12 protein-coding genes and 1 riboswitch are annotated in these 21669 nt (G+C 75.2%); of the genes, 5 read left to right on the plus strand and 7 right to left on the minus strand.

Annotated elements, in window-relative coordinates; all coding sequences use genetic code 11:
* Positions 1–6: 6 nt before the first annotated feature.
* Genes cobO through OHB01_RS28625 form a run of 4 tightly spaced genes read right to left on the minus strand, consistent with a single transcriptional unit; the run spans position 7 to position 7618 of the window.
* Positions 7–621 (minus strand): cob(I)yrinic acid a,c-diamide adenosyltransferase, encoded by a 615-nt coding sequence (cobO, locus tag OHB01_RS28610; protein WP_147944620.1) that lies wholly within the window; start codon positions 619–621, stop codon positions 7–9.
* Positions 622–2571: a putative cobaltochelatase gene (locus tag OHB01_RS28615; protein ID WP_328854224.1), complete on the minus strand. Its 1950-nt coding sequence runs from the start codon at positions 2569–2571 to the stop codon at positions 622–624. It abuts the gene before it with no gap.
* Positions 2568–6119 carry a cobaltochelatase subunit CobN gene (gene cobN, locus OHB01_RS28620; protein WP_328854225.1) on the minus strand — a complete coding sequence of 1184 codons (3552 nt, stop codon included), beginning with the start codon at positions 6117–6119 and terminating at the stop codon, positions 2568–2570. Before cobN ends, OHB01_RS28615 begins: the two co-directional genes overlap by 4 nt.
* Positions 6116–7618, minus strand: a complete 1503-nt coding sequence (locus tag OHB01_RS28625; protein WP_328854226.1) for a cobyric acid synthase — start codon at positions 7616–7618, stop codon at positions 6116–6118. The genes cobN and OHB01_RS28625 overlap by 4 nt, the downstream gene beginning before the upstream one ends.
* 113 nt (positions 7619–7731) lie before the next feature.
* Positions 7732–7855: riboswitch (cobalamin riboswitch) on the minus strand.
* A 136-nt stretch (positions 7856–7991) separates the two neighbouring features.
* On the opposite strand from OHB01_RS28625, the gene OHB01_RS28630 reads away from it, so the two are divergent.
* The 4 genes from OHB01_RS28630 to OHB01_RS28645 are packed head-to-tail and all read left to right on the plus strand — an operon-like array spanning position 7992 to position 14784.
* Positions 7992–10694 carry an FtsX-like permease family protein gene (locus OHB01_RS28630; RefSeq protein WP_222709661.1) on the plus strand — a complete coding sequence of 901 codons (2703 nt, stop codon included), beginning with the start codon at positions 7992–7994 and terminating at the stop codon, positions 10692–10694.
* The gene (locus tag OHB01_RS28635) at positions 10691–13198 is read left to right on the plus strand and encodes an FtsX-like permease family protein (protein WP_328854227.1); all 2508 of its coding nucleotides are present in this window, start codon (positions 10691–10693) and stop codon (positions 13196–13198) included. Before OHB01_RS28630 ends, OHB01_RS28635 begins: the two co-directional genes overlap by 4 nt.
* Positions 13182–14123: an ABC transporter ATP-binding protein gene (locus OHB01_RS28640; protein ID WP_221889932.1), complete on the plus strand. Its 942-nt coding sequence runs from the start codon at positions 13182–13184 to the stop codon at positions 14121–14123. Before OHB01_RS28635 ends, OHB01_RS28640 begins: the two co-directional genes overlap by 17 nt.
* Complete coding sequence (locus tag OHB01_RS28645; RefSeq protein ID WP_240971535.1) at positions 14116–14784, plus strand: ABC transporter ATP-binding protein; 669 nt, start codon at positions 14116–14118, stop codon at positions 14782–14784. Before OHB01_RS28640 ends, OHB01_RS28645 begins: the two co-directional genes overlap by 8 nt.
* A 15-nt stretch (positions 14785–14799) precedes the next feature.
* On the opposite strand, the gene OHB01_RS28650 is transcribed toward OHB01_RS28645, so the two are convergent.
* On the minus strand, positions 14800–15735 hold the full coding sequence (locus OHB01_RS28650; RefSeq protein WP_142648502.1) for an aldo/keto reductase: 936 nt from the start codon (positions 15733–15735) through the stop codon (positions 14800–14802).
* A gap of 109 nt (positions 15736–15844) precedes the next feature.
* On the opposite strand from OHB01_RS28650, the gene OHB01_RS28655 reads away from it, so the two are divergent.
* Positions 15845–16888 carry a family 2 encapsulin nanocompartment cargo protein polyprenyl transferase gene (locus OHB01_RS28655; RefSeq protein ID WP_260617317.1) on the plus strand — a complete coding sequence of 348 codons (1044 nt, stop codon included), beginning with the start codon at positions 15845–15847 and terminating at the stop codon, positions 16886–16888.
* On the opposite strand, the gene OHB01_RS28660 is transcribed toward OHB01_RS28655, so the two are convergent.
* Together OHB01_RS28660 and OHB01_RS28665 are read right to left on the minus strand one after the other, a co-directional pair.
* Positions 16885–19887: an FAD-binding and (Fe-S)-binding domain-containing protein gene (locus OHB01_RS28660; RefSeq protein ID WP_142648504.1), complete on the minus strand. Its 3003-nt coding sequence runs from the start codon at positions 19885–19887 to the stop codon at positions 16885–16887. The two genes, OHB01_RS28655 and OHB01_RS28660, sit on opposite strands and share 4 nt — an antisense overlap.
* Positions 19888–19891: 4 nt before the next feature.
* Positions 19892–21658 (minus strand): thiamine pyrophosphate-dependent enzyme, encoded by a 1767-nt coding sequence (locus OHB01_RS28665; protein WP_328854228.1) that lies wholly within the window; start codon positions 21656–21658, stop codon positions 19892–19894.
* Between the last annotated feature and the right edge of the window lie 11 nt (positions 21659–21669).

Here is a 21669-nt window from a genome sequence, read left to right on the forward strand (position 1 = left end):
CGCGCGTCACCATTCGATGCCCCTCTGGCCCTTCTGCCCCGCGTCCATCGGGTGCTTGATCTTGGTCATCTCCACCACGAGGTCGGCGGCCTCGACCAGGCGGGGATCGGCGTCCCTGCCGGTGATCACCACGTGCTGGCGGCCGGGCCGGGCGCGCAGGGTCGCGACGACGTCGTCCACGTCGATCCAGCCCCACTTCATCGGATAGGTGAACTCGTCCAGGACGTACAGGCCGTAGGTCTCGGCGGCGAGGTCGCGCCTGATCTGCGCCCACCCCTCGCGGGCGTCGGCGGCGTGGCCGGCCTCGGTGCCGGGCCGCTGGATCCACGACCAGCCCTCGCCCATCTTGTGCCAGGTCACCGGGCCGCCCTCGCCGGTCTGCTCGTGCAGGCGGCCGAGGGCGCGCAGCGCGGCCTCCTCGCCGACCCGCCACTTGGCGCTCTTGACGAACTGGAACACCCCGACGGGCCAGCCCTGGTTCCAGGCGCGCAGCGCCAGGCCGAAGGCGGCCGTCGACTTCCCCTTCATCTCCCCGGTGTGCACGATGACCAGCGGGCGGTTGCGCCGCTCGCGCGTGGTCAGCCCGTCGTCCGGCACGTCGGCCGGTCTGCCCTGCGGCATCTACGCCACCCTCCTGACGTCACGCACCACCGCGGCCAGATGATCGGCCGCCAGCTCCTCCAGCCGGATCGCGGTCCCGCCGAGCGCGGCGGCGAGCCGCCCGGCCAGGCCGAGCCGTACGGGGCCGTGCTCGCAGTCGACGACGACGCTCGCGACCCCGGCGAGCCGCCGGGCCGCGGCGACCGGGTCGGGGCCCGCGGTGTGCCGCCCGTCGGTGACGACCACGAGCAGCGGACGGCGGCGGGGATCGCGCAGCCGCTCGGCGGCCAGCACCCGTTCGGCGCGGAGCAGCCCGGCGGCCAGCGGAGTGCGCCCGCCGGTGGCGAGCCGGGCCAGCCGGCCGGAGGCCAGATCGACGCTGGAGGTCGGCGGCAGCGCGACCATCGCCTCCGCGCCCCGGAAGGTCACCAGTCCGACCTTGTCGCGGCGCTGGTAGGCGTCGAGCAGCAGGGACAGCACGGCGCCCTTCACCGCGCGCATCCGCGCCCGCGCGGCCATCGACCCGCTCGCGTCCACGCAGAACAGCACGAGGTTCGACTCGCGCCCCTCGCGCAGGGATTCCCGCAGGTCCTCGCGGCGCAGCACCAGGCGGGAGCCGGCCCGGCCGCGCTCGTGCCCCCGCCTGTGCTGGTGCGGCGCGGCGGCGGCCAGCGTGGCCGCCAGGTCGAGCCGGCGCAGCCGTCCGTCCGGGGTGCGGGCGCCGACGGTGCGGCCGGACTCGCCGGTCGTGCGCCCGCGCCGTCCGGCGGGCCCGCCCCGGCCCGCCGCGTCCGGTGCGAGGAGCCGGGTCCGGTAGGGGGCACCAGGGTTCACGGGGGCCTGGTTCACGGGTGCCTGCTCGCCGCCCCCGCCGCCCGAGGGCCCGCCGTCGTCCGGCCCGCCATCAGGCCCCTTATCCGGCGTGTCATCCGCGTCGGTCAGTGCCTGTTCCAGCCGCTCCTCGTCTAGTCCTTGGCCGCCCGTGTCGTCGAACGGGTCGTCGAACGGGTCGTCGAACGGGTCACGGCGGCGCCGGTGGGGGAGCGCCAGCCGGGCGGCCGTCCGTACGTCGTCGGAGGTGACCTCATCCCTGCCCTCCCATGCGGCCAGGGCGACGGCCGTACGCGCCATCACGAGGTCGGCGCGCATCCCCTCGACGTCGAAGGCCGCGCACACCGCCGTGATCTTCCGCAGCGCGTCGTCGGGAAGCGCCAGGGCGGGCAGCCGGTCGCGCGCCGCCGCGATCCGCAGGGCGAGATCGTGCTCCCCACCGGCGTACGCGCGCGCGAAGCCGGCCGGGTCGGCCTCGAAGGCGAGGCGGCGGCGCACCACCTCGGCCCGCTCCGCCGGGTCGCGGGACGCGCGAACCTCGACGGCCAGGCCGAACCGGTCGAGGAGCTGCGGGCGCAGCTCGCCCTCCTCCGGGTTCATCGTGCCGACCAGCAGGAAGCGGGCCGCGTGGCGGACCGACACGCCCTCGCGCTCCACGTGGGCCACGCCCATCGCCGCCGCGTCGAGCAGCAGGTCGACGAGGTGGTCGTGGAGCAGGTTGACCTCGTCCACGTAGAGCACGCCCCGGTGGGCCGCCGCGAGCAGGCCCGGCTCGTACGCCTTGACGCCCTCGGTCAGCGCCCGCTCCAGGTCGAGCGACCCGGCCACGCGGTCCTCCGACGCGCCCACCGGCAGTTCCACCAGCCGGGCCGGGCGCGGGTGCGGGGACAGGCCGTTCGCGTGCGGGCCGTCCGGGCACGACGGGTCGGGCGCGGCGGGGTCGCAGGAGAACCGGCAGCCCGCGACCACCGCCACCCGCGGCAGCAGGGCCGCGAGCGACCGCACCACGGTCGACTTCGCCGTGCCCTTCTCGCCCCGCACGAGCACGCCGCCGATCGCGGGCGACACCGCGTTGAGCAGCAGCGCCAGCTTGAGGTCGTCGTGCCCGACGACCGCGCTGAACGGGTATCCCACGGTCACTTGCCCGCCTCCAGGTCGCCTTCCATCTCCAGGTACGTCGCCCGCAGCCCGTCGAGGGTCTGCGGCGACGGCTCGGCCCACAGGCCGCGGTCGGCCGCCTCCAGCAGCCGTTCGGCGATGCCGCGCAGCGCCCAGGGGTTGGACGCCCGCATGAACTCCCGCACCTGCGGGTCGAAGACGTAGGAGGAGGCGAGCGACTCGTACATCCAGTCGTCCACCACCCCGGCCGTGGCGTCGAACCCGAACAGGTAGTCCACCGTGGCCGCCATCTCGAACGCGCCCTTGTAGCCGTGCCGCCGCATCGCCGCGATCCAGCGCGGGTTGACCACCCGCGACCGGAACACCCGCCGCGTCTCCTCGCCCAGCGTCCGGGTGCGCACCGCGTCGGGGACGTGCGAGTCGCCCACGTACGCCGCCGGGGACCGGCCGGTCAGGTGGCGGACCATGGCGACCATCCCGCCGTGGTACTGGAAGTAGTCGTCGGAGTCGGCGATGTCGTGCTCGCGGTTGTCCTGGTTCTTGGCCGCCACGTCGATGCGCCGGAACGCCGCCTCCATGTCCGCGCGGGCCTCCCGGCCGTCGAGGCCCTCGCCGTACGCGTAGCCGCCCCACACCGCGTACACCTCGGCGAGGTCGGCGTCGTCGCGCCAGTTGCGGGCGTCGATGAGCGGCAGCAGGCCGGCGCCGTACGCGCCGGGTTTGGAGCCGAAGACGCGGCTGGTGGCGCGGCGCTCATCGCCGTGCCGGGCGAGGTCGGCGTGGACGTGCGCGCGCAGCGGGTTGACCTCGGCGGGCTCGTCCAGCGCAGCGACCGTGCGGACGGCCTCGTCGAGCAGCGCCACGACGTGCGGGAACGCGTCGCGGAAGAATCCGCTGATCCGCACGATCACGTCGACGCGGGGGCGGCCCAGCTCCTCGGCGGGCATGACCGCGAAGCCGGTCACCCGGCGGGAGGCGTCGTCCCACTCCGGGCGCACGCCGAGCAGCGCCATGATCTCGGCGATGTCGTCGCCCTGGGTGCGCATCGCGCTGGTGCCCCAGACCGTGAGCCCGACCGTGCGCGGATGTTCGCCGGTGTCGGCGTGGTAGCGCTCGACCAGCGAGGCCGCGAGCGCCGAGCCGGTCTCCCAGGCCAGCCGTGACGGGATGGCCTTGGGATCCACGGAGTAGAAGTTGCGGCCGGTCGGCAGCACGCCGACCAGCCCGCGCGTGGGCGACCCGGAAGGACCGGCGGGCACATATCCGCCGTCGAGCGCGTGCAGCACATGCGCCACCTCGTCCGTCGTCCGGTCGAGCCGGGGCACGACCTCGGTCGCGGCGAAGCGCAGCACCCGGGCGGCCTCCGCGTGGTCCGTGACCGTGCCGGCCGCCGCGGGATCCCAGCCGTGGTCCTCCATCGCCTGGACCAGCCGCCGCGCCTCGGCCTCGAACGCGTCCACCTCGGCCGTACCCGCGTCCGGGGAGAGGCCGAGGGCCTCGCGCAGGCCGGGCAGCGCCCCGGCGGCGCCGGCCCAGACCTGGCGGGCGCGCAGCACGGCGAGCACCAGGTCGACCCGGGCCTCACCGGTGTGCACCTGGCCCAGCACGTGCAGGCCGTCGCGGATCTGCGCGTCCTTGATCTCGCACAGGTAGCCGTCGACGTGCAGCAGGAAGTCGTCGAACTCCGCGTCCTGCGGCCGCTCGTCCACGTGCAGGTCGTGGTGGAGCCGGGCGGCCTGGATCAGCGTCCAGATCCGCGCGCGTACGGCCGGCAGCTTGGCCGGGTCGAGCGCGGCGACGGTGGCGTGCTCGTCCATGAGCTGCTCCAGGCGGGCGAGGTCGCCGTAGGAGTCGGCCCTGGCCATCGGCGGGATCAGGTGGTCGACGACGGTGGCGTGCGCCCGCCGCTTGGCCTGGGTGCCCTCACCGGGGTCGTTGACGATGAACGGATAGACCAGCGGCAGCGCGCCGAGCGCGGCGTCGGGCGCGCACGACGCCGCCAGCCCGAGCCCCTTGCCCGGAAGCCACTCCAGCGTGCCGTGCTTGCCGAGGTGGACGACCGCGTGCGCGCCGAACTCGCGGGCCAGCCACCAGTACGCCGCGAGGTAGTGGTGGCTGGGCGGCAGGTCGGGGTCGTGATAGATGGCGACCGGGTTCTCGCCGAATCCCCGGGGCGGCTGGATCGCGAGCAGGACGTTGCCGAACCGCAGCGCCGCGAGCACGATGTCGGTGCCGTCCACATAGAGGGAGCCCGGCGGCGGCCCCCAGTGGGCGGTCACCGCGTCGCGCAGGTCGCCGGGCAGCGCCGCGAACCACTCCCGGTAGGCGTGCAGCGGCACGCGGGCGGGGGCGGCCTCGATCTGCTCCTCGGTGAGCCACTCCACGTCGTGGCCGCCGGCCGCGATCAGGGCGTGGATCAGCGCGTCGCCGTCGTCGGGCGCGTCGCCCACGTCATATCCGGCGTCGCGCAGGGCGCGCAGCAGCACGACGGCGGAGGCCGGGGTGTCGAGCCCGACGGCGTTGCCGACCCGGGAGTGCCGCGTGGGATAGGACGACAGCACGATCGCCAGGCGCTTGTCCGCGTTCGGCACGTGGCGCAGCCGGGCGTGCGCGACCGCGAGCGCGGCCACCCGGGCGCACCGCTCGGCGTCGGCGACGTAGACCGGCACGCCGTCGGGCCCGTCCTCCTTGAACGAGAACGGCACGGTGATCAGGCGCCCGTCGAACTCGGGCACCGCCACCTGCATCGCGGCGTCCATCGGGGACAGCCCGGCGTCGGAGTCCGCCCACACCGCGCGGGGCGTGGTCAGGCACAGCGCCTGCAGCACCGGCACGTCGAGGGCGGCCAGCGCCCCCGCGTCCCAGGCGTCCTCGTCGCCCCCGGCGCTCGCGGCGGCGGCGACCGCCCCGCCCGCGGCCAGCACGGTGACGACCAGCGCGTCCACGGGCCGCAGCAGGTCGAGCAGGTCGTCACCCGCGCCCCGGAGCGATCCGCAGAAGACCGGCAGCACGTCGGCGCCCGCCGCTTCGACGGCGTCGCACAGCGCGTCGACGAACGCCGTGTTGCCCGACAGCTCGTGCGCCCGGTAGTAGACCACGCCGACCAGCGGGCGGCCCTCCCGGCGGGCGCGGCCGGGCCGTACGCCGGACTCGGGCGTGGGCCGGGGCGGCGCGAAGCCCTCGCCGGTCAGCAGGAGCGTGTCGGACAGGAAGCGGCGCAGCTCCGCGAGGTTGTCCGGGCCGCCCTCGGCCAGATAGGCGAGCGCCTGCGCGGCGACCCCGGACGGCACGGTGGACAGGGCCATCAGCGCGGCGTCCGGGGCCTGCTCGCCGCCCAGGACCACGGTGGGCAGCCCGGCCGCGAGCACGGCGTCGAGTCCCTCGGGCCAGGAGCGCCTGCCGCCGAGCAGCCGGACGACGACGGCGTCCACGCCGTCCACCAGGGCGGGCACGTCCTCCGCGGCCGTACGCGCGGGGTTGGCGACCCGCCAGCCGGCCCCGCTCCGGGTCGCGGCGAGCAGCTCGGTGTCGGCGGTGGACAGCAGCAGCATCCTCGGCGGTGTCGTCATGGACGGTCCTCCCGCAGCGTGAGCTCGGCGATGGGCAGGCCGGTGGGCACGCCGCGCTCGATGAGCCGCCACACGGCCTCGGTGTCGAGGTGCTCCTCCACGAGGTCGCCCAGGGCGTCGAGGCGGGCCTCCCGGTGCGCGGCGAACGTTCCGGTCCCGGGCAGCCAGGCCCGGCCGGTGACGGCGGCGACCTCGGCGAGGAAGGCCCGGCGGAATCCGTCGCGCTCGAACAGGCCGTGCCAGGTCGTGCCCCACACCTGCCCGGCCCGGCAGCCGTCGAGGAACGGCTCGCCGCCGTCGAAGGTCACCCGGCCGTGGTGGATCTGGTAGCCCGCGACCACGTGACCCCGCCACTCGCCCTCCGCGAGCGTGAGCACCTTGCCCGGCGCGTACGCCGTCCGGGCAGGCAGCAGCCCGAGGCCGGGCACCCGGCCGGCCCGGCTCTCGACCTCGTCGTCGATGACCGTGCCGAGCATCTGGTAGCCGCCGCAGATCCCGAGCACCGGGCGGCCCTCGGCGGCGCGGCGGCGCAGCGCCTCGTCCAGGCCGCGCTCGCGCAGCCAGGCGAGGTCGCCGACGGTGGCGCGGGTGCCGGGCAGCACGACGAGGTCGGCGTCGGCGAGCTCGGCGGGGGTGGTGACGAGGCGGACGCTCACCCCCGGCTCGGCGGCGAGCGCGTCGGCGTCGGTGACGTTGGACATGCGCGGCAGCCGCACGAGGGCCACGCGCAGCACGTCACGTCCCACCGGCGGGGTGAGCAGGCCGGGACGGCTGTCGAGGTCGAGGGAGTCCTCCACGTCGAGCCACAGGCCCGAGCGCCACGGCAGCACGCCGAGGCACGGCCGGCCGGTCGCCTCCGTGAGCCAGTCGAGCCCCGGCCGCAGCAGCGCGAGGTCGCCGCGGAACTTGTTGACCACGAAGCCCGCGATGTGCCGCTGGTCGTGCCGGTCGAGCACGGCGATGGTGCCGGCGAAGTGCGCGAGCACGCCACCCCTGTCGATGTCGCCGACGACGAGCGCCGGCAGGCCGGCGGCGCGGGCCAGGCCCATGTTGGCGATGTCGCGGTCGCGCAGGTTGACCTCGGCGGGGCTGCCCGCGCCCTCGCAGATCACGACGTCGTAGCGGCGGCGCAGGCCGTCGAGCGCGTCGAGGGCGACGTCGAGCAGGCGCATCTTGTGGTCGCGGTAGGACATGGCGTCCACGTCGGCGTGCGCGCGGCCGAGCACGACCACGTGGGAGTGCCGATCGCCCGCGGGTTTGATCAGCACCGGGTTCATCGCGGCCTCGGGCTCGACCCGGGCCGCCACGGCCTGCATCGCCTGGGCCCGCCCGATCTCGCCGCCGTCGGCGGTGACCATCGAGTTGAGCGCCATGTTCTGCGCCTTGAACGGCGCGACCCGTACGCCGCGCCGGGCCAGCCACCGGCACAGGCCGGCCACCAGCACGCTCTTTCCCGCGTCGGAGGTCGTGCCCGCCACGAGCAGGCCGCCGCCGGCCACGTCAGCAGGTGGAGCGCGAAACCGGCAGTGAGGCGCGTCTGCGCAGGCCTGTCCGGGCCATGGCATGTCCCCCCTGGGGGTATCCGCGCCCCCGGTAGAAGGTCCGACGGCCGGAGTATCCTGGCTCCCGGATCAGCGCTCCCCTCAGCCTTCCCGCCCGTGCTGGGCAGTGGCGTGGGTGAGGTTCGCTCCCCGGTGACAGTGGCGGGACCGCGCCGGATTCACACCGGCTTCCTCCGCGTCCGTCGCTTGCGGGGTCAACTTACACCTTCGTGCCGGATGTCCCGCAAGTACGGTCTGTCGGATATATCGGAATCGCTACGTATGTCGGGCCGGTGTGGTGTGCCCGGATCGGCTTTGCCATGATGCCCGGGTGAAACGGGGGAGGGCAGTGCTGGGGCGGCTGCCGTTGGTGATCCGACGTGCGCTGGCCGAGCCGCTGCTGCTGGCGGCCGCGTTCGGCTCCATCCTGCTCGCCACCACGGCGATCGCGGCGCTGCTGCTGCACGCGGGGTCGGCGAGCCAGGCGGGCGTGCGGAGGGCCCTGGACACGGCACCGCTCGCCGCCACCGCCACCGTCGTCACCTCCTCGGTCACGTCCGGGGACTTCGCGAAGGTCGACCAGGCCGTCCGCGCGGGCATCGCCCACGCCCATGGCGAGGTGCCCGTACGGGTCACCGCGCGCGTCGAGTCCGCCTCCTACGCGCTGAGGGGACGAGATAAAGGTGGTCAGCCCGTCCTGACCCGGTTCGCCACGTACGAGGGACTGGACGGCCAGGCCGACCTGGTGAGCGGCCGATGGCCCACGCGGAAAGGGACCGCGGGGACGGCGCGGGGAACGACAGCGGGGACGGCAGGCGATACGGCCGTCGCGCTCTCGGAGCCGGCCGCGCGGGCGATGAGGGTCTCCACCGGCGACACGTTCACCGTCGTCGGACGCCTGGACGGCAAGCCGGCCCGCGTGCGCGTCTCCGGCGTCTTCCGGCTGCGCGACCCCGACGACCCGCGCTGGACGGGAGAGGACCTGCTGCGCCACGGCACGCAGACCGCCGACTTCACTTCCCGAGGCCCCATGGTCGTGCCGGCCGGCGTCTTCCTCGACCGGTTCGCGGCCGGCGCCTCGGCCCGCTGGCTCGCCGAGCCCGACCTGCGCCGGCTCCCGCCCGAGCGACTGCGGCCGTTCTCGGCGTCGGTCGCCGGGATCTCCGCCGACGTACGGTCCGGCTGCCCCCGGTGCACGGTCACCGAGACGCTGTCCGGCACACTGCTGCGGCTCGACCACGGCGCGCTGGTCGCCCGCTCGACCATGCTGGTGCCGGTGCTCCAGCTGCTCGTGCTGGCCGCGTACGCGCTGGCGCTGACCGCGCGGCTGCTCGCCGAACACCGCCGGATGGAGACGGCCCTGCTGCGATCGAGGGGCGGCGGGTCGCCGCGGCTCGCCGCCATGGCGGCGGGGGAGGCGCTGCTGATCGCGCTGCCCTGCGCGCCCGCGGCGCCGTTCCTCGCACCCGTCCTCCTGCGGCTGCTGAGCGCCTTCCCCTGGATCGAGGCCACCGGCGTGGAGCCGCCCCGCGCGCCCGACGGCAGCACGTTCGCCGTGGCGGCGGTGGTCGCGCTCGCCTGCGCCGCCATGCTGGCGGCGCCGCCCCTGCTCGCCGCCCGCCGCACGTACGTCGAGGAGCAGGCGGCGCGCGGGCGCGCCGACCGGCCCGGCCTGGTGCAGCGGGCCGGGGCCGACGTGGCACTGCTCGTCCTGGCGGCCCTCGCCATCTGGCGCCTGCGCGGCCAGGACGCGGCGGAGACGACGCGCCTCGGCGGCGAGCTCGGGCTCGACCCGCTCGTCGGGGCCGGGCCGGCGCTCGCCCTGCTCTGCGGCGGGATGGCCGCCCTGCGGCTGGTGCCCGCCGTCGCGAAGATCGCCGAGCGGGCGACGCGGCGACGCCCCGGGTTCGGCCCGGCCGTGGCCGCCCGGCAGGTGAGCCGGCGCCCGGCCCGCTATTCGGGCCCGGCGCTGCTGCTGACGATGGCGACGGCGATCGGCGTGCTGTCCCTGACCACGGCCGCGACCTGGCGCTCCGCCCAGGAGGACCGGGCCAGGCACGTCGCCGGATCCTCGCTGCGCGTCCCGGCCCTGCCCGGCGACGACGCCCGGACCTTCACCAGGCTGCCGGGGGTCGCGGCGGCCGTGCCCGCGCACCGCGCCACGGTCGTCGCCGACGGCGCGGACGCCACGCTGATCGCCGCCGACGCGGCGGATCTGGGCCGGGTGCTGCTGCTGCGCCCCGACCTGTCGCAACTGCCGCCGGCCACGCTGGCCTCCCGGATCACCGGGTCCGCCGGGCGACCGCTCCCGGTCGTGGTGACCCCCGGGCTGGCGGACACCACCAGGATCACCGCGGGCACGGCGGCGATCCCCGTCCGGGTCGTGGGCGTCGTCACGGCGATGCCCGGCACGCCCGAGGGCACCCCGGCCCTGCTCGCCGACCTCACGGCGTTCCGGGGGAAGGGCGCCGAGGGGCAGGTGACGGAGTGGTGGCTGGCCGCCGACGGTTCCACTCGGGATGCCCTGGCCGCCTCGGGACGCGGCAGGGACATCGTGGACGCGGCCGCCCTCACCGCCGGTTACCGGGACGACCCCACGGCGGCCGGTCTGCAGGGCGCGCTGCTGCTCGGCTTCGCGGCGGCGCTGGCGTTCGCCGTGCTGGGATTCCTGGTCAACACGGCGGTCTCGGCGCGCGAGCGCAGGGGGGAGTTCGCCGTGCTCGGCGCGCTCGGCGTGAGTTTCCGGCAGACGCTCGGCCTGCTCGCGGCCGAGCAGTCGTTCGTGATCGGGCTGTCGCTGGCCGGTGGGGTGGCGCTCGCCGTGGCCGTCTCCGCCGCGGTGGTGCCGCCGATGGTGTCAGCCGGATACGCGACCGCGGGCGGGCTGCCGGTGTCGCTCCACGTGCCGTGGCCACAGGTGGCGGCGCTCGCCGTCGCGATCCTCGCGGTGCTCCTCGCGATCGTGGCGGGGCTCGCGCGGTCGCTGCACCGCCGTGAGCCGGCCGCCGTGCTGCGTGCGGGGGAGGCGTCATGATCCGCCTGCCGGGAGTGCACGGGCTTCTGGGAGTGCACAAGGGTGTGGCCGCGCTGCTGGCCGCGCTGGTCTTCGGCGCCGCCCTGGTCGTCTCGGCCCTGCCCCGCATGGTCGAGTCGTCCCTCGACGCGGCGGCCAGGTCGGCCGTCGGCTCCGCCCCGCCCGGGACGGCCTCGCTGGCGGTCCAGTTCACCCGCCGGCCGTTCGACCCGAGGGGGATGCGGACGACGAAGCAGGTGGCCAAGGCGGACACCGCCTGGCGCGCCCTGCTCCCAACGGCGCTGCGGGAGGTCGCCGATCCCGGCCGGCTCTACGACTTCGCCACCTCGTCGCCGATCCTGATCGACGACCGGGCGCATCGGTATATGACGCTGAAATGGGTCTCAGGGGCGGGCCGGCATGTGCGGTACGTCAAGGGCGGCCCACCTGGCCGCGGCTCCGGCACCCGCGTCGAGGTGGCCGTCCCCGCGGTCGCCGCCACGGAGATGTCGATCAGAACGGGCGACACGCTCCGCCTCGGCGACCTGACCGTGAAGGTCACCGGGCTGTTCGAGCCGGTGCGTCCCGCCGACCGGTTCTGGGCGCTGGAGCCGGAGCTCACCTACGTCATCCACCACCGCGTGCCGCTCGCCATGGACGACGACCTGATCGTCACCGCGCTCGCCGACGGCGACAGCCTCGCGGGCGCCGAGCTGCCCATCCTCTTCCGATGGCTCGTCACCCCGGCGCAGGAGCGCATCGGCGCGGGCAACGCGGCGGCCGTGCTCGCCGACACGGCGGAGTTCGGCCGCCGCCTGGGCAGGCAGGACCTCGAAGTCACCCTGTCGACCGGGCTCGACCGCATCCTGGCGGAGTACCTGCAACGGCTGGCCCTCACGCGGGCGCTCATCACGGTGTTCCTGAGCGGGCTGGCCGTCGTGTGCCTCGGCACCACGGCCCTGGCCGTGCTGCTGTTCGCCGGGCGGGTGCGCGGCGACCTGCTGCTGATGCGCGCCCGCGGCGCGTCCCTCGCCCGGACCATGCTGACCTGCGGCGGAGCGGTCGCGCTCGTGGCGGTGCCGGCGGCCGCGGCGGGCCAGGCGGCCGCGGGCTTCGTGCCGGGCGCCCCGACGGCGGTCGCGCGGCTGGGACCTGCCGCGCTGGCGGCGGGGACCATCGCGATCGCCTGCGCCGCCGCGCTGGTCCGGTCCGGCGGCCGGCGGTCGGGGAACGCGCTGCGCCGCATCGTGCTGGAGCTCCTGGTGCTCGCGCTCGCGGTGGCGAGCGTGCACCTTCTGCGCACTCGCGGGCTCGGCACGGGCGGTCTCGGCACTGGCGGTCTCGGCACGGGCGACGCGTTCCTCGCGCCCGGGCCGGTGCTGCTGGCGCTGGCCGCCGCGCTGGTGGTGCTGCGGGCCGGCCCGGCCCTGATCCACCTCGCCTTCCGGGCCGCCGCCCGGCGCAGCGGCGCCGTGCCGTTCCTCGGGCTCGCCGCCGCCCGGGCCGTGCCGAGCGCCGCGCTGCCGGTGCTCACGCTGCTGCCGGCCGTCGCCCTCGCGGCGTACGGCATGGTCACCGCCGGAGGGCTGGAGGAGGCCCAGCGGCAGGCGGCCTGGGAGCGGACCGGCGCGGAGATCAGGGTGGAGCGCGCGGAGGGCATCGCGCCGGAGACGCTGGAGCAGATCGCCCACGCGCCCGGCGTCAGGGCCGTCGTCCCCGCCGCGGTCGGCACGACGGTCGCCGAGGTGGGCTTCGGCGGGCGGCCGGCCACGGTCGTCGCCGTCGATCTCGGCGCCTACCACCGGCTGGTCGCGGGCAGCCCGCTCCGCCTGCCGCCGCCGGGCAGCGGCGCGCTGGTCTCGCGCGACCTGTCGGCCGCGGGGAGCTTCGACGTCGGCTGGCCCGCGCGGACGACGGTCACCCCGGCGGGGACCGTCGACGCGATGCCCGGGGTGGCGGCCGGCGACGGCGCCCTCATCGTGCTGCCCGGCGCTCCCGCACAGGTCAACACGCTGCTGATCGCGGGAGACCCCGAAGCGGTCAGGCCGCTGCTCCCGTCCGGCGCGAACATGACCACCGTGGCGGGCGCGCTCGCCGAGATCACCGGGGCGCCGCTGACGGCGGCGCTGACCGCCGCGCTGCGGGTCGCCGCCGCGGCGCTGGCCGCGTACGCGCTGGCGGCCGTCGCGATCGCCCTGACCGGGGGCGCGGCCCGGCGCGCGGAGGACCTCGGGCTGCTGCGCGCCCTCGGCCTCACGCGCAGGCAGGCCGGGCTGGTCACCGTCCTGGAGGCGGCCCCGCTGCTCGTCCTGACCGCCGTCGCCGGGCTGGCGGCCGGGCTCGCCATGCCCGCGCTGATCGGAATCGACCTGTCGGCGTACGCGGGCGGGCGCCAGGGCGCGCTGTCGGGCGGCGCGCTCCTGCCCGCGCTGCCCGGCGTTGTCGCGGGTGCTCTGGCCGCCGGGGTCGCCGCCGTCGCCCTCGCGGGCGCCTATTGGGGAGGAAGACGTGGACACGCTGGCTGACCTGGAGGCCCGGGCCACGCGGGGCGGACCCGTGTTCGGCGCGGACGCCCACATCCTGTGCGACAACCTCGTGCGGATCTACAAGACCGAGGGGCCCGCCGCGGTCGAGGTGGTCGCGCTGCAGGGTCTCGACCTGCTCATCGGCCGGGGCGAGCTGGTGGCGGTCGTCGGAGCCTCCGGGTCGGGCAAGTCGACGCTGCTCAACATCCTGTCGGGGCTCGACGTGCCGACGGCGGGGCTCGCCCGGGTCGCCGGGATCGACCTGCTGTCCATGACCCCCCGCGACCGCCTCCGCTACCGGCGTTCCGTCGTGGGCTTCGTCTGGCAGCAGACCTCCCGCAACCTGCTGCCGTACCTCACCGCGCGGGAGAACGTCATGCTCCCGATGCGGCTGGCGGGCGGCACGTCGCGGCGGGCCAGGTCGTCGCGTACGGACGAGCTGCTGGAGCTGACGGGAATGGCGGACCGCGCGGACCGGCGGCCCGGGGAGATGTCCGGCGGCGAGCAGCAGCGGGTGGCCGTCGCCGTGGCGCTGGCCAACGCGCCCGAGGTGGTGCTCGCCGACGAGCCCACCGGGGAGCTCGACAGCGAGAGCGCCGAGACGGTCTTCGGCGTGCTGCGCCACGCCAACCGGGAGCTGGGCGTCACGACCGTCGTCGTGACCCACGACCCGATGGTGTCGCAGCAGGTCGACCGGACGATCGGCATCCGCGACGGCCGCACCTCCAGCGAGACGTTCCGCCGCACCTCCTCCGACGGGAGGGTGGTCGCCGAGGAGTACGCGGTGCTGGACCGGGCCGGGCGCCTGCAGTTGCCGAGGGAGTTCATCAACGCCCTGTCGATGGAACACCGGGTGCGCCTGGAGCTCGAACGCGACCACATCGGGGTGTGGCCTTCCGGGGTGGATGAGGAGACCGATGAGTGAGCCGCTGGTCGTCGTAGAGGGACTGCGCAAGACCTATCCCGCGGGCGTGCGCGCCCTCAGAGGGGTCTCCTTCGAGGCCAACCCCGGCGAGCTGGTCGCGATCCGCGGGCGTTCCGGCGCGGGCAAGACGACGCTGCTCAACCTGGTCGGGGGCCTGGACCGGCCCGACGAGGGCCAGGTGCGGGTGGCGGGGCAGGCCGTGCCCGAGCTGCCAGAGGAGGGCCTGCTGCGGCTGCGGCGCGACGTCGTCGGGTTCGTCTTCCAGTCGTTCCGGCTGATCCCGGTGCTGTCGGCCGCCGAGAACGTGGGCGTGCCGCTGCGGCTGGCCCGGGTGCCCGCCAAGGAACGGGAGGCGCGGGTCAACGTGCTGCTGTCCCTTGTCGGGCTGGCAGGCCAGGCCGAGCAGCGGCCCTACGAGCTGTCGGGCGGCCAGCAGCAGCGCGTGGCCATCGCCAGGGCCCTGGCCAACCGGCCCCGCCTGCTGCTGGCCGACGAGCCGACCGGTCAGCTCGACTCCCAGACCGCCCGCCAGATCATGGAGCTGCTCCGGGTGCTCGTCCGGGGCGAGGGCGTCACCGTGCTGGTGGCCACGCACGACGAGGGCCTCGTCGGTCTCGCCGACCGCGTGCTGGAGCTGAAGGACGGCGAGTTCCTGCCCTGAAAAAGACCCGGGGGCTCAGGCCCACGGGAGGGCGGCGCGGCGGGCCCAGTAGGTCTCGGCGTCCTCCGCCAGCCCGGCGAGCGCCTTCTCGGCCTCGTCGTCCCAGGTCACGGCAGATGCCGTCAGGTTCTCGGCGAGCTGGGCGGTCGTGGCCGCGCCGCTCAGCACGATCCCCGCCCACGGGCGGGCGAGCACGGCGGCGAGCGCCAGCGCGTCGGGGGTGACGCCGCGCTCGCGTGCGGCGTCCGCCAGCGCCGGCGGCGCGCCCCGGGAGGTCAGCCTGCCGTTGGCCACGCCCTCCTTGACGATCACGGTGAGCCCGGCGGCGTGCGCCCGGGCCAGGGCCTCGCCCGCCGAGCGCTCCAGCAGGTTCCAGGTCGACTGCACGGTGTCGAAGAGCCCGGTCGCGACCGCCCTGTCGATCGTCGCGGCCTGGCGGGGGCCGGTGGTCGACAGGCCCACGGCGACGCCCCCGGCGCGCAGGGCGCGCAGCTCGCCGAGCACCTCCTCGTCGTCGAGCACCCCGCTTTCCACCGTGGCGGAGTGGATCTGGTAGAGCGTCAGGTGTTCGCCGAGCAGCTCCCGGGTCTCGCCCAGCTGGCGGCGCAGCCGGGCGGCCGACAGGTCCTTCTCCTCGTGGCGCGCGGCGTCCATGCGCCAGCCGCCGACGTACTCGTATCCCCACTTCGACCCGATTTCGATCTCCCCGGGCCGGATGCCCCGGTCGGCCAGCCAGCCCGCCAGGAACTCCTCCGCCCGGCCGTAGGACCGGGCCACGTCGACGTACCGCACGCCCGCCGCCCACGCGGCGTCCAGCACCTCCCACGTGCGGGCCCGCATCGCCGCCACGTCACGGTCCCTGCCGAGGTCCTCGTCCCTGCCCAGCGTGATGTACGCGGGCCGCCCGACGGCCGCGAGCCCGAGCCCCATCTCCTGCACCCACTTCCGCATGCGCACCACGCTATGGGGATTCGGAGGCACGTGTGGCGCGGGGGCGGCCGGGGTATGCCGACAAGTCCAGCCGGCCTGTGTGTCCACTCGAGCCCGAGGTGGTGGGAGCGTGACGGAACCGGTTGCAGAGGGAGTGCGCACCACGGCGGAGGTGCTCGCCCGGACGCGCGACCTGATGGAGCCCGCCCTGCGCCATGCGGTCGACACCCTGCCCGCGCCGATGCGCCGGATGGCGGGCTACCACTTCGGATGGTGGGACGCGCGGGAGCGGCCGCTGCGGGCGGACGGCGGCAAGGCGCTGCGCCCGGCGTTCACGCTCCTGGCGGCCGAGGGCGTCGGCGCGGACGCGGACGCCGCGCTGCCGGCCGCCGTCGCGGTCGAGCTGGTGCACAACTTCTCCCTCGTCCACGACGACGTGATGGACGGCGACGCGGTCCGCCGCCACCGCCCGACGGTGTGGAACGTCTTCGGGCGCTCCGAGGCGATCCTGGCCGGAGACTCCCTGCTGACGCTGGCCTTCGCCGTGCTCGCCGGGAGCGGCCGATCCGCCGGCGCGAGCGTGCGCACGCTCACCAGGTGTGTCCAGACGCTGCTGGACGGCCAGAGCGCCGACCTCGGCTTCGAGGAGCGGTCGGACGTGAGCCTGGGGGAGTGCGTGCGCATGGCGGAGGGCAAGACGGGCGCGCTGTTCGGCTGCGCCTGCGCCCTCGGCGCGCTGCAGGCCGCCGGGCTCCCGGGGGGCGCCACCAGCGAGCAGGTGTCCTTCCTGCGGATGTTCGGCGAGCGCGTGGGGCTGGCGTTCCAGATCGTGGACGACCTGTTGGGCATCTGGGGCGACCCGGCCGTCACCGGCAAGCCGGTCCACTCCGATCTGCGCAACCGGAAGAAGTCCCTGCCGGTCGTCGCCGCGCTGACGTCGGGCACGGCAGCGGGCGGCGCGCTCGCCGCGCTGTATCGCCGCCCGCTCGCCCAGGCCGACCTCGCGCGGGCCGCGCGGCTCGTCGAAGAGGCGGGCGGCCGGGCGTGGTGCCTGGCCAGGGTGGACGACCTGCTGTCCGAGGCGATGGAGGCGCTGCGGTCGGCGGAGCTGGCGCCGGGACCGGCGGCGGGCCTGGAGGCCCTGGCCCGCCTGGCCGCCGACCGCGACCGCTAACGCGTCCCCAGCACCCGCGCCGGGCCGGGCCTGCGCGCGATGCGGCACTCGGGACGTTCGCTCAACGGGGTGCCGCGCACCCCGGCCGCCAGCAGCTCCGCCAGGTGGACCGCCCGGCGTCCCACCCCCGCCTGCTCGATCTGCGTACGGCAGCTGAAGCCGTCGGCGAGGACGACCGTGCGGGCGTCGGCGGCGCGGACGGCCGGCAGGATCTCGTGCTCCGCGCAGGTCGTCGACACCTCCAGGTGCCCGGCGGTGAAGCCGAAGTTCCCGGCGAGGCCGCAGCAGCCGCCCGCCGCCTCCACCCGCACCTCGGCGCGGGACAGCAGGTCCCTGTCGGTGTCGAAGCCGAGTACCGCGTGGTGGTGACAGTGCGGCTGGACGACGGCGTCCCGGTCGATGCGGGGCGGCTCCCACCCGCCGGCCGCGCTCAGCAGCTCGGCGAGGGTCCTGGTCTGCTCGCGCAGCCGGGCGAAGTCCCGGTCGTGCGCGAACAGCTCGGGCGCGTCGGCCCGGAACACCGCCGTGCAGCTCGGCTCCAGCCCCACGATCGGGATGCCGCGGCGCAGCGCCGGGGCGAGGGTGCGCAGGGTGCGGCGCAGCACCTGCCGCGCCACGCCGAGCTGGCCGGTCGATATCCACGTCAGGCCGCAGCACAGCGTGCGCGGCGGGATCAGCACCCGGTAGCCCGCCGACTCCAGCACCCAGACGGCGGCGCGGCCGATGTGCGGGTGGAAGTTGTCGGTGAACGTGTCGGGCCACAGCAGCACGGGCCCCCGCTCGCCCCCGCCGCGCGGCCCGCGGTGCCGATACCAGTCGCTGAAGCGCAGCGGCGCGAAGTCCGGCACCGGCCGGGCCGGTTCGATCCCCGCCAGGCCCTTGGCCAGGCCCGACAGCACGGGCGCGTGTGCCAGCGCGTTCACCAGGCCCGGGGCGAGCGCGGCCAGGCGGGCCCACACCGGCAGCCACCCCATGGCGTAGTGGTCCATCGGCCTGATCCTGCGGGCGTAGTGGTGGGCGAGGAACTCGGCCTTGTACGTCGCCATGTCGACCTGCATCGGGCAGTCGTGCCGGCAGCCCTTGCAGGCCAGGCACAGATCGAGCGCGTCGCGCACGGCGGTGGAACGCCAGCCGTCCTTGACCGCGGAGTCGGCGTGGCCGTTCAGCATCTCGAACAGCAGCCGCGCGCGTCCTCTGGTGGAGTGCTCCTCCTCGCCGGTGGCCCGGTAGGACGGGCACATCACCCCGCCGGTGTGCTGGCGGCACTGGCCGACGCCCACGCACCGCATCACGGCCCGCTGGAAACTGCCCTCGTCGTCCGGGTAGCCGAAGTGGACGGGCGGGTCGGCGGGCGTCCACCCGGGGCCGAGCCGCAGGTTCTCGTCCAGCCGGTACGGCGCGACGACCTTGCCGGGGTTCATTTGGTCACCCGGGTCGAAGACGGCCTTGACCTGCTCGAATGCGGTCATGATCGTAGGCCCGAACATCTTCGGCAGCAGCTCGCCCCGGGCCTGCCCGTCGCCGTGCTCGCCCGACAGCGAGCCGCCGTAGGACACGACGAGGTCGGCGGCGCGTTCGAGGAAGGCACGGAAGGCCGCCACCCCGTCGGCGGTCACCAGGTCGAACGGGATGCGGGTGTGCACGCAGCCCTGCCCGAAGTGCCCGTACAGGGAGGCGTCGCCATAGCCGAACTCCTCCAGCAGGCGGCGCAGGTCGCGCAGGTAGTCGCCGAGCCGGTCGGGCGGGACGGCCGAGTCCTCGAACCCCTCCCACGTCTCGCGCATGCCGGGCACGCGGGCGGTGGCGCCCAGCCCGGACTCGCGGACCTCCCACAGCTCCTTTTCGATCTTCGCGTCGTCGAAGAAGGAGACGTGCGGGGCGTGCTCGCTGTCCTTCAGCTCCTTCAGCATGCCGCGGGCCTTGGCGTCCGCTTCCTTCTGCGAGCGGCCGGCGAAGGAGACCATGAGCCAGCCGCCGCCCTCCGGCAGCCGCTTGAGGGCGTCGGGATGCATGTGCTTGCGCCGCTCGAAGTCCACGAGCTTGTCGTCCACCCCTTCGAGCTGGAGCGGGCCGTGGCCGACGATGCGCGGCACGGCCTCGGCGGCCACGCCGATGTCGTGGTAGCCGAGCAGCACGAGGCACTCGGCCTTGGGCGCGGGCACCAGGCGCAGCTCGGCCCGCAGCACCGTGACCAGTGTGCCCTCCGACCCGACCAGGGCCCTGGCCAGGTCGAACCCGGCCTCGGGCAGGAGCTGGTCGAGGTTGTAGCCCGACACCCGCCGGGGGATGTCGGGGAAGCGGCGGCGGATCTCGTCGGCGTGCTCGTCCGCGATCGCGCGCAGCTCGCGGTAGATCCGCGCCCTCGGCCCGCCCTGGGCGACGATCCGGTCGAACTCCTCCTGGCTGGTCGGCCCCACCCACATCCGCTGGCCGTCGTAGGTGAGGATCTCCAGCCGCGCGACGTTGTCGGCGGTCTTGCCGTACGCCTGGGCGGTCGAGCCGCAGGAGTTGTTGCCGATCATGCCGCCGAGCGTGCACTGGGCGTGGGTGGACGGGCGCGGCCCGAACATCAGGCCGGTGTCGGCCAGCAGCCGGTTCAGCACGTCGAGCACGATGCCGGGCTCGACCACGCAGGTGCGCGCCGCCACGTCCACCGACACCAGCCGGTGGCAGTACTTCGACCAGTCGATCACCACGGCGGTGTTGCAGGTCTGACCGGCCAGGCTCGTCCCCCCGCCCCGTGAGGTGACGGGCGCGCCGTGCTCCCGGCAGACCGCGATCGCCTCGGCCGCCGCGTCCACCGTGCGCGGCACCACCACCCCGATCGGCACCTGCCGGTAGTTCGACCCGTCGGTGGAGTAGGCGCCCCGGCTGCCCGGGTCGAACCTGACCTCGCCGTCCACCCGGGCGGCCAGGTCCCGTTCGAGGTCGCGCACCCGCACGTACGGGCGCCGCGGCCGGGTCGTCACCGGCGGAGGAACGAGCACCTGGTCCGACATGGCGTCACCGCCCCAGTTGAGAGATCTTGTCCTTGAACAGCGTCGTCGCGATGGCCGCCTTGTGCGGCTGCCCCTTCAGGAACGCCTCGGCGAACCTGACCGCCTGGTCGCGGGCGACCTTGCCCGGCATGGGCGGCTCGTTCGGATCGACGTCCACGTCCACCAGCGCCGGCCCCGGATGGGCGAGGGCCTGCCGTACGGCCTCGTCCACCTCTGCGGGGTCGGTGACCTTGCGGCCGTAGCCGCCGCAGGAGCGGGCCCAGGCGGAGAAGTCGGAGGCCGGCGCGCCGAACCTGACCCCGTGCTCCGGGTATCCCAGCACCATCTGCTCCCACAGGATCTGGCCGAGCGAGTCGTTGTTGTTGACCACGACGGTGATCGGCAGGCCGAGCCGGGCCGCGGTGAGGAACTCGGCCATGAGCATCGCGAAGCCGCCGTCGCCGATGAACGCGATCACCTGCCGGTCGGGGTGGGCGAGCTGCGCCGCGATCGCGTACGGCAGGCCGGGGGCCATCGTGGCGAGGTTGCCCGACAGGTAGAACTCGCGGTCGCCGCGGATCGTCCAGTGCCGTGCCGCCCAGGTGGCGATCGTGCCGGAATCGCAGGTGAGGATGGCGTCGCCGGAGGCGGCCCGGTCGACGCAGCCGATCAGATACTGCGGGGCGATCGGGGCGCGCTCCGGGTTCTCCAGGGCGGCCATGTTCTCCCGCCACGCGGCCATGGCCTTCTGATACTTCTCCAGGTGCGCCCGGTCGTCGTTGCGGTGGAGCAGCGGCAGCAGCGCGGCCAGCCCCTCCTTGGCGTCCCCGATCATCGGCACCTCGGTCGGCATGCGCACGCCCGCGCGGGCGGGGTCGGCGTCGATCTGCACGACGCGCACCCTGCCGGGCTCGGGCAGGTGCTTGGTGTAGGGGAAGTTGGTGCCGACCATCAGCAGGGTGTCGCAGTCCTCGACCAGCTCCTCGCCCGGCTTCGTGCCGAGCAGGCCGATCCCGCCCACCGCGTATGGCGAGTCGTCGGGGATGACCGCCTTGCCGGGAAGCGTCTTGATCACGGGCGCGCCCAGCGTCTCGGCGACGGCCAGCACCTCCTCGCGGGCGTGCAGGGCGCCGGCGCCGGCCAGGATCGCGGGCCGCCGTGCCGCGTTGAGCACCTCGGCGGCGGCTCGCAGGTCCTCCTGGCGCGGCACGCCGGGCGGGGGCAGGTAGACGGGGGCGGTCGCGGGCGGCCGCGCGGGGGCGACGTGCTGGTAGGGGTCGGCGTCGGCGGGGGCCACCTGGACGTCGTTGGGCAGGCACAGGTGGGCCACCCCGCGGCGCGCGTACGCCGTGCGGATCGCGATGTCCACCACACCAGGGAGCTGGGCCGGGTTGTCCACCACGAGGTTGTATTCGGCCACGTCCTCGTAGAGCCGGTCGAGGTGGACCTCCTGCTGGTAGCCGGTGCCCAGCACGCTGGTCTCCTGCATGCCCGTGATGGCCAGCACCGGCTGGTGGTCGAGCTTGGCGTCGTACAGGCCGTTGAGCAGGTGGATCCCGCCGGGGCCCGAGGTGGCCAGGCACACCCCGATGCGACCGGTGGCCTTGGCGTGCGCCGCCGCCATGAAGGCGGCCGCCTCCTCGTGATGCACCAGCACGAACCGGACGCGGTCGGAGTGGCGGCGCAGCCCCTCCATGATGCCGTTGATGCCGTCACCGGGAAGCCCGAAGACGGTGTCGACACCCCAGTCGGCGAGCCGCCTGATGAGTATTTCTGAGGCGATTTCCGTCATATGTGGCGCGC

Origin of the sequence: Microbispora hainanensis, assembly GCF_036186745.1 — a bacterium.
GTDB lineage: Bacteria > Actinomycetota > Actinomycetes > Streptosporangiales > Streptosporangiaceae > Microbispora.